Here is a 16,441-nt window from a genome sequence, read left to right on the forward strand (position 1 = left end):
CAAGACCCCGCTACGTCATCGCCTCCACTCCGACAACTCCGGGATCCCCCGGCTGAACAGCGCCTCCAGCCCGGCCTCCAGCGCCGAAGCGACTTCCGCAGGCGCCGCCATCGCGTCCCGCGCCCCGGCCTCCGCGCGGCGACCGCGCAGAATTCCCAGCACACGACCGGTTCGGGTGTCGCGCATAACCGTCATGGGGCGGTCGCTCTCGGCCTCCAGGCTCACCGATCCCGCGGGACCCGTCAACGTGATTCGTGCCAGCCGCCCGGCCCACTCGGGTTGCGCGGGCAGAGCGAAGACGAAGAACGGGGGGGCGCCGTGAGTTGTCTCGCGCATGTCGAAGCGAAGCGAGAACAGTTCCCCCCCGGCGACCGTCACACCCCTCAACTGCCACGCGCCCGTCGACGCCGGCAGCGCCGGTGGCGCGTCCACCACGAACGCCGGCTCGAGCACCGGCTCTCCGTGCTGGTCGAGCCCGCCCCAGAGGAGCAGCGAGCGGCCGTCTTCTACCCCGGGGGCCACGTCTGGAGCTGTCGCTCCCCTGGCGCCGGCCCGACGCAGACGATAGAAAAGCGCCTTGCTGAAGCTGTAGTCGCTGATCCAGCGCGGGTGGCAATACGACATCAGATCTCTGTAGGCCGGGGAAACGAGCCCGCCGTCATCGCGGAAATCGTACCCCCACACGCCGATCGATGCGTTCGGCGTAGGAAACGATGCGTCCGCTGCAGGGGCACCACCGCATGGTGCGTGCGCAAGGCTCAGGTTGTGGCCCAGCTCGTGGGCGACAACGCTCGCACCGGGGCTGACCACGCTCGACCGCCCCGGGCGCTCCGCCACTCCCACGGCGCCCGTAAGGTTGCCGACAACGCCCATGTAGTATCCCGTCCCGCCCTCCATCACCCGAATCGCCTCCACTTGCCGGAGGATTTCGAATGCGCTGCGGGTCGATGTCGACACCGTCTCGTGCACCGTCAGGTCCAGTTCGTTGATCGGCATGAACATGCGGGCTTCCCAGAGGAGGGGGCTCTCTTCCGTGAGGCCCTCGCTCAACTCCACGACCGACGAGTCCGGCTCTTCGCTCGAGACCATTGGAATCCACGTCAGTTGCAGCGCGGGCACCGACGCCACGGCCACCGATGCCCGGCCGCTCTCCGGAATGCGCCGCTGTACATCGAGCCCGGGGTCCAGGATGCCGTCGGGGTCGATCTCGACGACCATCTCCAGACCCGGCGTGACAACCTGTCCCGGGACCAGGGCGTTGGCCGACTTCGACAGTTCGCCTTCCTCGATCTCGACCGGGATGGTCCCCGATCCAGCCGGGATGTCGGCGAGATGCACCTCCGCGCCCCCGTTGTAGAACCGCGCGCGAACAGGCGGAAACGTCGCGTTCGTCGCCATCCGGGCCGTCACGAACACCCGGAGCAGCGCGGGCTCGTTCGCGACGAGAGACACCGGATAGTCCAGCGACTGCACGGCCTGCGTCAGGTACGCCCTCGAGCGCCCCCCTGCGGCACAGGAGCGCACACGCCGATCCGTCACGGTGGCCAGCCAACCCTGAAAGTCCACATCCCCGGGCGCGCACAGCCCGGTGCCTCCCGCGTGGAAGGTGTTTAGCCGATCGAGCGCCTGCAGGCTTCGGGGGAGAACCCCGGACATCCTTCGGTTGTTGGTCAGGTTGAGGTACTCCAGACTCGAGAGCTCGCCGAATGTCGCCGGCAATCCGCCGCTCAGGTCGTTGTTCGTGAAGATCAGGGCCCTGGCGGACGACAGGCCCCCGAGCGCCGGGGGGAGAGCCCCGGTCAGCTTGTTGTCCTGAAGCCAGGCGAATTCCAGCGCGGACAGGGCGCCCAGCTCCGCCGGCAGCGGGCCGGTGAGGCGGTTTTGCTGCAGTTCGAGAACGCTCAGCCGGGTGAGGTTCCCGAACGTCCCGGGAATGGAGCCCGAGAAGTGGTTGCCGAAGAGAGAGAGCTCCTCGAGTTGACTGAGCCGGCCCAGCTCCGGTGGAAGCGGGCCGCTCAGGTTGCTCTCGGACGCGAACAGGGAGCGGAGACGCGAGAGGTTCCCCAGTTCCGGTGGAAGCGGACCCGCCAGCGGGATTCGCTGCAGCGATAGCTCTTCCAGCGCCGAGAGCCGACCGAGTTCGGGTGGAATCGTGCCCGACAGCTCGGTCAAGAACAGGTACAGGCGCCGGAGGTTGGAGAGATCGCCGAGTTCGGAAGGAATCGGTCCCCGGAGCGGATTCCCGAACAGTTGCAGATCTACGAGGCGGTCGAGTTGGCCTATTTCCGGGGGAATGACTCCGTTGAGGTTGTGGAACGCCAAATGGAGCGAGACGACTCGGCCCGCGGCGTCAACCTCCACGCCGTGCCAGTCCTCCAGCGGAGCATCGGTGAGCCAGTTGTTCCGCAGCGTCCAATTCGGGCCGTCGGTCGCCCGGTACAGGATTTCGAGGATTTCCTTGTCCGAGGTGGCGGCGCATTCAACACCCGTCCCTTCGTGGACGGGGACGGTCGTCAGCCACGAGCGGAAGGACGGCTCGGCGGGGACGCACAATCCCGTACCGGAATAACGCAAAGCCTGCAGGGAGAGGACGGTGAGAGACGCCGGGAGCCGGCCCGTGAGCGGGTTGCCGGCGATGTCCAGTTCGGTCAGCGCGGCCAGGTGACCCAGCCCGGCCGGGAGTTCCCCGGACAACCCATTGTTGGCCAGATCGAGGGCCACGACCCTGCCGAGCGAATCGCTCTCCACACCGTACCATTCGCCGATGGCCGGGCCGGCCAGCCAGCGGTCCGAGTCCGTCCAGGTCGAGCCGCCGGCCACCTGATGGAACGATTGAAGTACAACCCTGTCGGACTCGTTGCAGAATCTTGGATCGGGTTCCGCCACTCGCTGGGCCCATGTCGCGAACGCGGTCGTGCCCGGTACGCAAAGATACAGGTTGCGGTGTCGCGGCTCGACGAATTCGAACGACTCCAGCCCGGCGCGCGCGAAGGTGCTCGGTATCGGGCCGTGGAGCAGGTTGCCCCGAACACTCAGCGACAGGCCCGGGATGGCGAGTCGGGCCGGGATTCTTCCGGTCAGGTCGTTGTCGTTGAGGTTAAGCCAGCTGAGCCGGGTGAGGCCGCCGATTTCCGCGGGGATCTCGCCCGTGAGACGGTTGCGATCGAGCCCCATGGTGGTCATGAGGGACAACCGGCCGAGTTCTCGGGGAATCTCGCCGGTCAGAGCGTTGTCTCTCAGCGTCAGGTATCTCAGCCTGGACAGGTTGCCGACCTCCGCAGGGATTCGGCCACTGAGGCTGTTGGCATTGAGACTCAGGTGCCGGAGTTGGCCCAGGTGCGCGACCGCGGGGGGAATCGGACCGGAAAGGTTGTTCGCGTCGAGTTCGAGTCGGGTGACCCGTCCAGTCCCATCCACGGTGACGCCGTACCAGTCCCCGAGCGGCGCGTCGGTCAGCCAGTTTGTCTTGTTTACCCACGTCGGCCCCCCGGTGGAAGCGAAGAAGATAACCAGGGCCGCCCGGTCGGAGTCGGCCGCTACGGTGACGGCGGCGATTCCCCAAGCCGACCCTGACGTGGCCGTGACGGAGATGGTGCCGGTGGCGAGCGCGCGTACCAGACCGGTGGGGTCCACCGTGGCTACCGACGCGTCGCTCGTCGCCCAGTTGATGGCCGCACCCGCGATGGGCGCGCCGTTTGCGTCCGTCGCCCTGGCGTCGAGGCGAACGGTGTCTCCCACGAGCAGCGTGACCTCGGGGGGCGTCACGATGACCGTTCGGGCGCTCGGGGCAACGGTGACGGTTGCGGTCCCGGCTGCCGGGTCCGTCGCGGCCGTGACGGTCGTTTGGCCAACGCCCGTGGCGGTCACGAGTCCGGAAGCATCCGTCGTGGCCACGGCAGGATCTTCGCTGCTCCAGCTCACAGCCGCGCCCTCTATGAAGTCCCCGTTCCGGTCGCGCACTTGGGCGGTCAGACGCGTCGTGTCGCCCAGCGCCGTGAAATGGAGGGAGTCGGGGATGACCTCGACGGTGGCGGGCGTTACGCCCACCACGAGCAGGCGGGCCCTGCCGGTCACCCCGGAGGCAGTGACCACCACATCCACCTCCCCCGCCCCCACCGCGGTCACCAGCCCCGACGTGTCCACCGCGACCACGGATGGGTCATCCGACGCCCAGACGAACCCGGCCGCCTCCACCGCTCGCCCGTTCGCGTCTTCGGCGGTCGCACTCAGACGCAGCGTGTCCCCGACCATCAGCGTGTCAGCTGAAGGCAACACCGTGACGGCGGTGACTTCCTGCGCCACCTCCACGGTCGCGCTCCCGCTCGCACCACCCGCGGTCGCGGTCACGGTCGCGGTCCCGTTGGCGACCGCGGTTACCAGGCCCGATGCATCGACGGTTGCGACGACGGGGTTGCCGGTGGCCCATTCGACGGCGACGCCCGACATCGCCTGCCCGCTCTGATCGCGCACCTGAGCGGAGAGTCGCACCGTGCTCCCGAGCGCTGCCAGCCGGGCGGTCGCCGGCGTCACCGCCACGGTCGTGGGCCGGGAGCGTTCGGGGATCGACGGGGGCGGAGAAGGCTCCGAGACGGTGTCGCCGCAGGCGGCCCAGGTCGCCGTGACAAGCGTCGCAAACAGGAAGATTGCGATACGCGCGCGCGTGATGTGTGCGGAGCGCGTCTTCTTCGTCAGGGGATCCGTTACGCCGGATGCCTGCAAGGGACGGGCAGTTCCTCTGCTGCACTACGGGGGACCCCAGCGCAACTACAGGCGAGAGTACCCCCTTCAATGGGGTTCCTCTCCAGAGGATCGGGCATTATCCGTGTGCTGTCAAGGAATTACATGAGTCACACTGCTATTGGAATCAAGCAGTTGGCACATGGGGAGGGTATGGCACGGCTGCATGCCGCGAGACTCCGTCCCGTCCCTCGCTCAAGACCTCCGTTGTCGCCTCACCAGGCGATGGCGTGACCGTCCCGGCGCGGGTCGGATCCGCCGGCGAGGGCGCCGGTCTCGGAATCGCGGTACACCCCCTGCACGCCGCCGGGATTTCCGGGCTCGGCCAGATTGTGCCCGCGGTCCTCGAGTTCCTCGTAGACCTCAGGCGGGAAGCCCGCCTCCAGGTACGTGACGGAATCCTCCGGGATCGGCGTACGTCCGCCGCCCCGGTTGAGGCACATGCGCGGCGAGGCAATCGCGAGTTGCATATCCATGCCGCCGACGGTGAGCTTCGTGATCACCTGTCCGACGGTCTGCGGGATGGTGTAGCCGCCCGCGGCGCCCACGGCGGCGACGAGGTTGCCGTCCTTCATGACGACGCACGGCGTCATCACCCCCTTCGCCTTCTGGCCGCCCTCCAGATGGTTCACGTGACCTTCCTCGAGCACGAAGCCGAAGGTGTGGCCGTTGTTGAGGAAGATGCCGGTGTCGCCGGCGATCACGCCGCTGCCGTAGCCGCTCACGAGCGATTGCGTGAAGGCGACCGCGTTCCCCCAGCGGTCGGCGGACGAGAGGCTCGTCGTGCCGAAGAAGGGGAGCGGAGCCCCGGAGAACGATGCGATGCGCGCGGGGTCGATCTTCGCCCGCTGCTCGTCCGCGTATTCCTTCGAGATGATCATGTCGACCGGGATATCGACATCTTCCTTCCCGGTGTTGTAGCGGTCGTCGTCGATGAGGGCGAGCCGGCAGGCCTCGAGCCAGAGGTGCGCGAACTCGGAGCTGTAGAGATCCATGTTCGCGAGGTCGAAACCGTCCATGATGTTCAGCGCCTGGAACATCGACATCCCGCACGATCCCGGCGGCATCGCATACAGATCGTGCCCCTGGAAGGTCGTCGTGATCGGTTCCTTCCATGTGACGTCGTACGCCTCGAGGTCGGCCATCGTCATGTGGCCGCCGTTCTCGGCGAGGAAGGAGACGACGCGCTCGCCGATCTCTCCCATGTAGAAGTCGTCCGCGCCCTCCCGGGCGAGTCGGCGCATGCTCGCGGCGAGGTCGGGCTGCCTGATGATCTCGCCCATGCGCGGCGGACGGCCGTTCGGGAACATGACGCGCGTCGTCGACGGGAACTGACCCAGCTTCTCGGCGGCGGCGCCGTTCGTGTGGATCTCGTCGAAGCGCGAGACGACGAACCCGTCCTCGGCGAGTCGGATCGCGGGCTCGAACACGTCGCCGAGGCTCATCGTCCCGTAGCGTTCGAGGACGGCGGCCCAACCCTTGAAGGCGCCGGGCACGATGGGCGCCTTGTAGCCTTCCGCGAAGTCGTCGAGCGTCATCGTTTCCGGGGACGAGGCGGCCGGCGACTTGCCGAGCGCGTCGAGTCCGACGACCCGGTTCTCCTCGGCCAGGTAGATGAGCATGAAACCGCCGAAGCCTCCGATTCCCGACATGTAGGGTTCGGAGACGTTCAGCATGGCGGAGGCGGCGACGATGGCGTCCACCGCGTTCCCTCCCTGCATCATGATCGTCGTGCCGGCGAGGGAGGCGTAGTAGTCGGCAGCGGCCGTTACGCCGCGCGCGCCCCACACCGCCCGGTGCGCGGGTCCGAGCAGGCCCGGTACGTTCGAATCGCCGGCCGGGCCCCACTGCCCGCTGGCGGCGGTGGCGGCGCCCGCGGTCTCGGGAGGCCTGCATCCGATGAGACTCGATCCGGCGGCGGCGACAGCGGAGGTGGCGAGGAAGTCTCGGCGCTTCATGGCTCGGCTCCTGGGCAGGGGGGATCGCAGACCTTGATCCTAGACCCCGGGTCACTCGCCGCTCAAGGCCCGACACGCGGCGACGGGAACCCGCGCAATAACCGCACGACTCCCGCCTATGGGCTATCGTAGACGGCATCCGCCTCGCCCGTTGAGTCCCGGAGAAAGGGCCATCACACGTGCTCGACCCCGTCACCGCCGACCCGCACCGCCCCGACAGCACGGTCATCGCCGCCCTCCGTGGCCTCGAGGGACGCGCCACCCTGGGCGATGTCGTCTCCGCCACCGGATTGCCGGACCACGAGGCCGAGGTCACCCTCAAGTCTCTCCTGGAGACGCACTGCGGCCACCTCGAGGTCTCCGATTCGGGCGATCTCCTCTACCGGTTCGATCCCTCGCTCATCGAGCGGGACGCGGAGCTGTTCCGGGCGCGCTTCCGCAGAGTCGCCTGGTCGGCCTTCAAGGTCGGCTTCAAGATCTGGACGGCGGTCATGCTGGTCGCCTACTTCGTCGTCTTCGTCGTGATCCTGATCGCGCTGATGACCGCCAACCGTGACGGCCGCGGCTCCGGCGGGCGCAGGGGCTTCAGCCTGGGGGACCTCTTCATCCTCCACTGGCTGCTCGGGGGCCGCGGGTGGGACCGGAGGGGCCTCTACTACGGCGACCGCCATGCCAGGCGGCTGCCGAAAGACGCCCGTCCGCCCTTCTACAAGAAGGTCTTCGCCTTCATCTTCGGCCCCGAGGAGCCCAGGCCGACACAGCTCCAGAAGGATCGCACGGTCGTCCAGCTGATCCGGGCGCGGAAGGGCGTCCTGACGTCGTCGGAGCTGATCGAGCACACCGGCCTCTCGATCGACGACGCCGTCGAAGAGATGGGACGCCTTACCGGGGCCTACGGAGGCGACCCGCGGGTTTCGGACGCGGGCGAGGTCGTGTACGCCTTCCCCGAACTGATGAAGAGCGCCCACGGGACGGTCCTCGCGCGAGAGCCGAAACCGGCATGGATGCGGCTGGAGTACCCGAAGAAGCTGACGGGCAACAGCGGCGGGGCCAACGCCGGCATCGGCGCCATGAACGGCTTCAACCTGGCGATGGCGAGCGTCCTCGGGCTGCCCTCCACGGTCGACCCGGTCATCTTCTACGGACTGGGCATCGTGCCCTTCACTTTCAGCAGCCTCTTCTTCGCGATCCCCATCGTCCGCTCGTTGACACTGGCCCGGGAGAACCGGGCGCGCATGCGGCGCAACGTGCGGCGTCTGCTCGTGGGACTGGTCTACTCCCGCAGCGTCGAGACCGTCCGGTGGGTCGCGGCCGCCGACGCGATCCGCCACGCGACGCGTGCACTCGAGGGCCAGCAGGTGCCGCCGAAGCTGATCCTGGCGGAGCTGGAGCGCCTGGCGGCCGAGTTCGATGCGGAAGTGGAGGCGGAGGATGAAGGGTTCACGTACCGTTTCCCCGCGCTACGCGAGAGCTTCGTCGAGGCGGAGTTCATGCGGCGCCGGCTGAAGCTCCAGGATCAGCGTCTCGGCCCCATCGTCTACGCAACCTCCGACACCGCCGCGGAGGCCTCAAGGCGAGATCTGGACGCCTTCGACCGCGAACTCGAAGAATCCGGACTCGACCTCTCCCGCTACCTCCCCTCCCCCACTCGAGTAGGCTTTGAAGAGGATTTCGAGGTGGTCATGCACCCGGCCCCTGCGCGGCCGGGGAGGACTACCGGTCGGCGCCGGCCACCCCGGCGCGGATCCCCTCCCTGATCCCGTCAAACGCCCCCACCGGGCCGGAGCTCGAGTGACGGCCCCCTCTACCAGGCGATGGCGTGACCGTCGCGTCTCGGGTCCGACCCGCCGGAGAGGGCGCCCGTCCCGGCGTCGCGATGCACCGCCTGCACGCCGCCGAGGTTGCCGGGCTCGGCCAGGTAGTGGCCGCGGTCCGCCAGTTCCTCGTAGACCTCCGGCGCGAACCCGGCCTCGAGATACGTGACGGAGTCCTCCGGGATCGGCGTCCGGCCCCCGCCGCGGTTGACGCACATGCGCGGCGAGGCGATCGCGAGCTGCATGTCCATGCCGGCCACCGCGAGTTTCGTGATCACCTGGCCCACGGTCTGCGGGATCGTGTAGCCGCCCTGTGCCCCCACCGCCGCGAAGAGGTCGCCGTCCCTCATCATGATGCACGGGGTCATCACGCCCTTCGCCCGCTTGCCGCCCTCGAGGTGGTTCACGTGCCCTTCCTCGAGCACGAACCCGAACATGTGGCCGTTGTTGAGGAAGATCCCGGTGTCGCCGGCGATCACGCCGCTCCCGTACGCGTTGACGAGCGACTGCGTGAAGGCGACCGCGTTGCCCCACCGGTCGACGGTGGAGAGGCTCGTCGTCCCGAAGAACGGGAGCGGAGCCCCGGAGAAGGAAGCGACGCGCGTCGGATCGATCTTCGCCCGCTGTGCGTCCGCGTACTCCCGGGAGATGATCATGTCGACCGGGATGTCCACGTCCTCCTTCCCGGTGTTGTACCGGTCGTCATCGGCGAGGGCCAGCTTCATCGCCTCGAGCCACAGGTGTACGAACTCGGAGCCGTACAGGTCCATGTTCGCGAGGTCGAACCCGTCCATGATGTTGAGCGCCTGGAACATCGACATTCCGCAGGAGCCCGGCGGCATGGCGTGCAGATCGTATCCCTGGAAGGTCGTCCTGATCGGTTCCCGCCACTGGACTTCGTAACTCTCGAGGTCGGCCTTCGTCAGGTGGCCGCCGTTCTCGGCGAGGAAGGCGACGATGCGGTCGGCGAGTTCGCCCTCGTAGAGGTCGTTCGCGCCCACGCGGGCGAGATGCCGCATGCTCGCCGCGAGTTCGGGCTGCCTGATGACCTCGCCCATGCGCGGAGGCCGCCCGTTCGGGAAGAACACGCGCGTCGTGGACGGGTAGCGGCTCAGCTTGTCCGCGCTCGACGCCGTGTAGCGCTCATCGAACTTCGAGATCACGAAGCCGTCCTCGGCGAGCTGGATCGCGGGTTCGAACAGGTCGCCCATGCTCATCGTGCCGTAGCGCTCCAGGGCGGCGGCCCAGCCCTTGAAGGCGCCGGGCACGATGGGCGCCTTGTAACCCATCGCGAAGTCGTCGAGCGTCATCGTCTCCGGCGACGAGGCGGCGGGCGACTTTCCGAGCGCGTCGAGCCCGACGACGCGGTTCTCCTCGGCCAGGTAGATGAGCATGTAGCCGCCGAAGCCCCCGATGCCGGACATGTAGGGATCCGACACGTTCAGCGTGGCGCACGCCGCGACCATCGCGTCGATCGCGTTCCCGCCCTCCATCATCGTCTTCGTGCCGGCGAGCGACGCGTAGTAGTCGGAGCAGGCCGTCACGCCCGTCCGGCCCCACACGGTCCCGTGCGCGGGCCCGGCCAGCCCGGGGACGTGCGAGTAGTCGCCGGAACCCCACTGCCCGGAGGTGACGGGCGGGGCGGCGGACGTCTCCGGTGCGCGGCAGGCGACGAGGCCCGAGCCGGCAGCGGCGGCGGCGGAGGTGGCGAGGAAGTCTCGGCGTTTCATCGGACGGCTCCTGGCAGAAGGATCGCAGACTTCGATCCTAGACCCGGAGTTGTCTGGCGCTCAAGACCCGGCGAGCGGCTATCGGGGCGCCCGCGCGAACAGTACCGGATGATCGTACCTGTCCCCGTGATCAGCGGGGATCGAAGACTCCCGGATGCCCGAGAAGCCAAGAGCTTCGAGTGCATTGACGTACCACGCCGGCTCGTGGTGACTCCAGTACATGGTGGTGCCGAAGAAGTCCGTCTCCGTATAGCCCGCGTGCGCAGTCCTCGCCACGGTGATGAACAGGTAGCCGCCGGGTCGCAACCACCCCAGGAACCGCCCGAGGACGTCGGCGTGCTCCTCCCTGGGCAGATGAAAGAGAGTGTAGAGCGATACGATCGCGTCGAAGACATTATCGCGGAACTGGAGTTCCGCCACGTCGCCCTCGATCAGGCAGGCGTCCGGGAGCGTCCGCCGAGCGAGCTCCAACTGCCCGCGCGAGATGTCGACCCCGATGTAGGCGCCGCGACTGGCCAATAGGGCGCCGACCGGGTAGCCCGCTCCACAACCCACTTCAAGTGTAAGGGGATACGTGGGCAATACATCGAGCAACCGCTCCAGTTCAGCGGTTTCATCAACGCCAGACCGGGTCTCGCTGTAGGCGGCGGCGCACGCGTCGTATCCGGCACGCACGACCTGTTTCGGATTCGCCGGGACAGGACCCAGATCAGTCATGAAGGCCCGCCGGACGTTCCTCGACGTGAGTGGCGGTCCAGGAAGTCGTCGGTGTGCTCGGGGAGGAGCAGGTTGTCGGCGATCGCCGCGATCTCCTCGGCTTCCCGCCACGCTTGCTCCAACTGGGCCAGCTCGCCTTCAAGCGCGCGCCGTTCCTGCTCTTCGTGCAGCGCCATCTCCAGCGCGAGGCGCGTGGGCTTGGGCATCTTGCGGATCCATCCGGGCCCGGACGGTCGGATCTTCTTCCGGCGCTCGACCGTGGGGAATGCGCCGGCAGCGGACCCTCGTTCAGTGGAATCGGCGATGAACCGATCCGGGTCGCCATGGGATTCGATCTGTGACACCGCTTCCCGGATATGGTGAGCCGCAGCGCCTGCGCCATTGACCAGAGGAAGAAGAGCGTTGATGGCTCTTCCCGCATCGTCGCCCTCGAAAGAGTCCGGGTCTTTCGATGAGAGCGGTCCCTTGTGGATCTCGACGCGAAAGCCGGGTTCGCCGTCGGCGGCTCGTATACGGGCAAATCGCGTGACGTGTTCCCGCGTGAGCGTATGGGCCTTGCCATCGGAGCGCCGAAACTGGGCCACATTGGCCCGCCTGTTCAGCACGCGTTGCACCGTCCCCAAGGCCAGCCCGCCGACGCCGCCGCCCAGGGCAGCTGCCCCGGCTGCCCCGATCAAGCCGCCCGTCGCCAAGTTGATGGTCACCGAGGTAGCGAGATTCGTCGCGACGCCGGCGGACCCAGCCGCGATCCAGCGCCGACGCCGACGGCGGAACTGGTCGCCGTAGCGCCAAGCGGCGAACTCCGGACGGAGGGGCTCGCCGATGCGGACCAGTTCGAGGCCTTCGGCGTGCCGGGCCAGGCCGATGTTTTCGGTGGAAGTGCGGATCCGCGTCGCGCGGAAGAGCTTTTCACAGGTCTCGACCGCCTCCCAGCGCTCTTCGAGGGGGGTGAGGTTCCAGCGCTCACAGTTGCGACACACCACCCAGAGGCGGCCCTTTGCCGGATCGAAGGCAAGGCGACGGCCGACCGGGAAGGCCTCCACCACCTCGTTGGAGCCGAGGGGCTTCTGGCAGAACATGCAGATCCGGTACATTGCCGAGCTACAGCTCGATGTCGCCGCCCGGATCGCGCCGTCGCAGGCGTTCGAGGACTTCCTCCGCCTCTCGCAGCCGGGCGTCGCGGGCGTCCTCGTCGAGCACCGCCGCCGTCCAGTCGGGCCGGCCGTCCAACTCGGGTACCCGGAGCACGGACCCTTCACGGCTCCCGCCCGGCAGCGCCTCGACGGACACGTCCTCGGCTCGCTCGTCCCCGTCGCGGACGAGTACGGCGATCGCGCCTTCCATCCGGTCCACGACCCAGATGACGTCTTTCGGGACGGCGTCAGGCCCCTGCCGCCGAACGTTCAATAGTCGAACACCAGCACCACCGCCCCGGTGCTGTCGTAGAGGGTCGCGGTGTCTCCGCCGTTGTTCCACACCGCCTGACGGCGACCCATGTAGTAGCGCGTGTCGTCCGCGCTTCCGGAACCGGTGTGCACGAAGAGCCGCCCGCCGGCCGCGAGCACGGCGCCCGCGGGGAAGGTGAAGCAGTGGTTCGCCCGGTCGCACAGCGTCCAGCCGCCGATCTCCCGGTCCTCGGAGGCCAGGCTCTCGACGATGGCGTACTCGCCGTTCGGGTTCCGGTGATCATCGCCGGGAGCGTCGGCCTGCACACGGAGGCGGATCCCGGCGCCGCCGGATGCGCCCGGAGAAATCGCGTCCGCCGCGCCGCCCTCGAGCGCGACCTGTCCGCCGTATGCAACCTCGTAGTCCCCGTTCCGGCGACCCGCCACCGCGACGTGGCCGTGCCGGTCCGTCCGGAACACGGTGGCCCCGGAGGCCTGGAAGGCGCGCAGGGCCGCGGGTTTCGGGTGGCCGTACGGGTTGTCCCGGCCCGCCGAGATGACGACCAAGCGGGGCCGAGCCGCGTCGAGGAACTCCCATGTGAAGCCGTTGCTGGCCCCGTGGTGCGGGGCCTTGAGGAGGGTCGTCCTGGGAACGACGCCCCGGCCGACGAGGTGGGTGAGTTGCCGCACTTCCGAGTCGCCGCTCAGGAACGCCGTGAAGCTTCCGTACCGCACGACGAGGGCGATCGAGCGGTCGTTGAGTCCCGTCGTTCCCGGCGGGAGGAGCGGCAGCACCTCGATCTCCACCTCGCCGAGCGTGAGCGTGCGGGGGGACGCTTCGAGGTAGGTGATCTCCGGCCGGGCGTCGAGTGCCGCCATTAGCCGCCGATAGGTCGGCGTCGTATGCGGCTGACCGTTGTCCATGTAGAAGCGAACCGGGAACGTCTCGATCACCCCGAGCATACCGCCGATGTGGTCCGCGTGCGGGTGCGTGGCAACCGCGAGGTCGATTTCGTTCACGCCGAAACCGCGGAGTGTGGCGACGACATCGTCGGGGCCCGCGTCGATCAGCGCAACCTGCCCCCCGGGCGCCTGGATGAGGACCGCGTCGCCCTGCCCCACGTCCAGAAACGTGACCTGGAGCACGGTGTCCGCAGCCGGGACGCGCGCCGCGCCGGCAGATGACCTGACCCGCGCATCGGCCGTTGCGGGCAGGACGGCCAATAACGTGAGGATAGTCACGCAGGCTGAGGCCAGCGGAGTGGCGTTGGTCGTTCCGCGGCGTCTCGTCATAATGACCGTCAAAATGACCGCTGCGTCGTCGATTTGTCACTCGCTCCTCCGTCATCGGTTTTCTGCCGCAGTACGTCCGGGCCTGTGTGGACCAGCCGTCTTGCGCGGCGGGCAACGGGCGAACCACTGTGCGGATTGTCCCGTTTGCCGCAGATGCCGGCCATCATCCCGGAGGTTCCGATGGCGCCCCAGTTCAGGATCGAGCGATCCCCCCGTCTTACGATCACGCTCCTCGTACCCCTCGCGCTCGCGCTGGGCGCTGCCCCGCCCGACCCGGCCGTCGCCCAGACGGCCTCCGAACGCGCGGCCGCCGCGGCGTCGGTGCTCGACTTCCGGGAGCTGGGACCCGCGATCATGGGCGGGCGCGTGGCCGATCTCGCCGTGGTCGAGAGCGACCCGCGCATCTTCTACGTCGGCCTCGGCGCCGGCGGCGTGTGGAAGACGACGAACGACGGGATGACGTGGGACCCCGTCTTTGACGATCAGCCGACGGCGTCGGTCGGAGCCGTGAGCGTGGCGCCCTCCAACCCCAACCACGTCTGGGTCGGAACCGGCGAGCCGGCGAACCGCCAGAGTTCTCCGTGGGGCGTCGGCGTCTTCAAGTCGACGGACGCGGGCGGCACCTGGACGCACGTGGGGCTCGAGGACACCCGCCACATCAGCAGGATCAAGATCGATCCGCGGGATCCCGACGTCGTGTACGTCGGGGCCGTCGGCCACCTGTGGGGTCCGAACGAGGAACGCGGCCTCTTCAAGACGACCGATGGCGGGGCGACGTGGGAGAACATCCTCCATATCGACGAGCACACCGGGATCATCGACCTCGTCATGGATTACAACGACCCGAACACGCTCTTCGCCGCGACCTATCAGCGGCAGCGCACGGGCTTCGGCTTCGCGGCCGGCGGCGGCGGGTCGGGGCTCTGGCGCACGACGGACGGCGGGGAGAACTGGACCCGGCTCGAGGAGGGGCTGCCGGAGGGCGAACTCGGCCGCATCGGACTCGATGTCTACCGCCGCGACGGCAACCTCGTGTACGCGATCGTGGAGGCGCACGAGGGCCAGGGCGTGTACCGGTCCACCGACCGCGGCGAGACGTGGGAGTTCATGAGCGACCGCAACCCGCGGCCGATGTACTTCTCCCTCATCCGGATCGACCCCAACAACCCGGAGCGGATCTACCTCGGCGGCGTCCAGTCCTCGGCCTCGGACGACGGCGGGCGCACCTGGTGGCCGGGGAACGCGACGGACCAGATCCACTCCGACCACCACGCGCTGTGGATCAACCCCGACGACTCGAACCACCTCATCAACGGGAACGACGGCGGGCTCGCCTTTTCGCGCGACGGCTCGGTCACGTGGCGTTCGATCCGCAACATGGCGATCGGCCAGTTCTACGAAATCGACGTCGACATGAGCGATCCGTACAACGTCTGCGGCGGCCTGCAGGACAACGGGAACTGGTGCGCCCCGCATCGCACGCAGGCGACGTGGGGCGTCCGCAACCGCGAGTGGAAGCACATGTGGTTCGGGACGGGTTCCACAACCACTCCGACCCCGAGGATCCCAACATCATGTTCTCGGAGTCGCAGGGCGGGAACATGGCGCGCATCGATGTGGCCACGCGCGAGGGACAGTCGATCCGGCCCTTCCCGCGCCCGACGGGGGACGAAGCGGAGGGCGAGGAGCGCAGCTACCGGTTCAACTGGGATTCGCCGTTCGCGATTTCACGACACGACCGCGCGACGATCTACCTGGGCGGCAACCACCTGTTCCGCTCGCGGGACCGGGGCGGAAACTGGGAGGAGGCGAGCCCCGACCTCACGAAGCAGATCGACCGCGACACGCTCGAGATCATGGGCCGCGTCGTGACGGACGAGACGCTCTCGGACAACGACGGGATCGCCTCCTACGGAAACATCACGGCCTTCGCGGAGTCGAAGCACTCGCCCGACGCACTCTACGTGGGGACGGATGACGGAAACCTGCAGGTGACGCTCGACGGCGGCGCCACGTGGACGAATGTGATCGATCAGGTGCCGGGCGTGCCGTCTCGCACCTACGTGAGCCGTCTCGAAACGTCGTACGCGGTGGATGGACGGGTGTACGTGACGTTCGACGGGCACCGGAACGACGACTACGCGCCGTACGCCTACGTGAGCGAGGACCACGGCGCGAGCTGGCGGCAGATCACGGCCGGCCTCCCCGACGGCTGGTCGGTGAACGTGATCCGGGAGCACCCGCGGAACCCGAACCTGCTGTTCGTCGGGAACGAGATCGGCGTCTACATGTCGATCGACCGCGGCGAGTCGTGGGCGCGCATGGTGAACAACCTGCCCGTGGTGCCGGTGGACGACATCGCGATCCATCCGCGCGAGAACGACCTCGTCGTCGGGACGCACGGACGCAGCATCTGGATCCTGGACGACATCACGCCGCTCGAGGAGATGTCGGCGGACGTGTTCGCCTCCGACTTCCGGCTCTTCGGCGCGCGGCGCGGCACGATGTGGTCGATGGGCATGGACTGGCCCTTCCAGCCGGCGACGTTCATCGCGCCCAACCCGCCGGCCGGGATCCCCCTCCGCTACTACCTGGGCGACGGGGCCGACTCGGACGGCGCGAGCCTCGAGATCCTCGACGGCGGCGAGGTCGTGCGCTCCATGGACGCCGGCGGGGAGGCCGGTGTGAACGAGGTGCTGTGGGACTTCCGCGTCGATCCCGCCTTCGAGGCGGACGGCGGGGGCGGCGGCTTCTCGCGTGGGCCGCCCGCGGGTGCGGGGCCGCGCGTGCTGCCGGGCACGTATACG

General features: G+C 68.3%; 9 protein-coding genes. 2 read left to right on the top strand and 7 right to left on the bottom strand.

The annotated features are described in order from the left end of the window. Positions 1 to 15 precede the first annotated feature (15 nt). Positions 16 to 4,719 (bottom strand): Ig-like domain-containing protein, encoded by a 4,704-nt coding sequence (locus ACQY5G_RS14835; protein ID WP_428275267.1) that lies wholly within the window; start codon positions 4,717 to 4,719, stop codon positions 16 to 18. Positions 4,720 to 4,952: 233 nt separating this feature from the next. After that, complete coding sequence (gene ggt, locus ACQY5G_RS14840) at positions 4,953 to 6,695, bottom strand: gamma-glutamyltransferase (RefSeq protein WP_428275269.1); 1,743 nt, start codon at positions 6,693 to 6,695, stop codon at positions 4,953 to 4,955. 179 nt (positions 6,696 to 6,874) lie between these two features. On the opposite strand from ggt (ACQY5G_RS14840), the gene ACQY5G_RS14845 reads away from it, so the two are divergent. Then, entirely contained in the window at positions 6,875 to 8,452 is a 1,578-nt protein-coding gene (locus tag ACQY5G_RS14845; RefSeq protein ID WP_428275271.1) for a hypothetical protein, read from the top strand. A gap of 47 nt (positions 8,453 to 8,499) precedes the next feature. On the opposite strand, the gene ggt (ACQY5G_RS14850) is transcribed toward ACQY5G_RS14845, so the two are convergent. The 5 genes from ggt (ACQY5G_RS14850) to ACQY5G_RS14870 all read right to left on the bottom strand — a co-directional run bounded on the left by ggt (ACQY5G_RS14850) (position 8,500) and on the right by ACQY5G_RS14870 (position 13,487). After that, on the bottom strand, positions 8,500 to 10,239 hold the full coding sequence (gene ggt, locus ACQY5G_RS14850) for a gamma-glutamyltransferase (protein WP_428275273.1): 1,740 nt from the start codon (positions 10,237 to 10,239) through the stop codon (positions 8,500 to 8,502). A 78-nt stretch (positions 10,240 to 10,317) separates the two neighbouring features. Beyond that, positions 10,318 to 10,956: a class I SAM-dependent methyltransferase gene (locus ACQY5G_RS14855; protein WP_428275275.1), complete on the bottom strand. Its 639-nt coding sequence runs from the start codon at positions 10,954 to 10,956 to the stop codon at positions 10,318 to 10,320. Beyond that, a complete protein-coding gene (locus ACQY5G_RS14860) occupies positions 10,953 to 12,050 on the bottom strand; it encodes a hypothetical protein (RefSeq protein ID WP_428275277.1) in 1,098 nt (365 codons plus the stop codon). The genes ACQY5G_RS14855 and ACQY5G_RS14860 overlap by 4 nt, the downstream gene beginning before the upstream one ends. Before the next feature lie 7 nt (positions 12,051 to 12,057). Further along, a complete protein-coding gene (locus ACQY5G_RS14865) occupies positions 12,058 to 12,363 on the bottom strand; it encodes a DUF3006 domain-containing protein (RefSeq protein ID WP_428275279.1) in 306 nt (101 codons plus the stop codon). Continuing rightward, positions 12,360 to 13,487, bottom strand: coding sequence for an MBL fold metallo-hydrolase (locus ACQY5G_RS14870; protein WP_428275281.1), 1,128 nt, complete (start codon positions 13,485 to 13,487; stop codon positions 12,360 to 12,362). Before ACQY5G_RS14870 ends, ACQY5G_RS14865 begins: the two co-directional genes overlap by 4 nt. Before the next feature lie 327 nt (positions 13,488 to 13,814). Here ACQY5G_RS14870 and ACQY5G_RS14875 point away from each other — a divergent pair, with 327 nt between their 5' ends. Beyond that, positions 13,815 to 15,506, top strand: a complete 1,692-nt coding sequence (locus ACQY5G_RS14875) for a WD40/YVTN/BNR-like repeat-containing protein (RefSeq protein WP_428275283.1) — start codon at positions 13,815 to 13,817, stop codon at positions 15,504 to 15,506. Positions 15,507 to 16,441 lie beyond the last annotated feature (935 nt).

It is taken from the genome of Candidatus Palauibacter sp., assembly GCF_965261555.1.
Lineage (GTDB): Bacteria > Gemmatimonadota > Gemmatimonadetes > Palauibacterales > Palauibacteraceae > Palauibacter.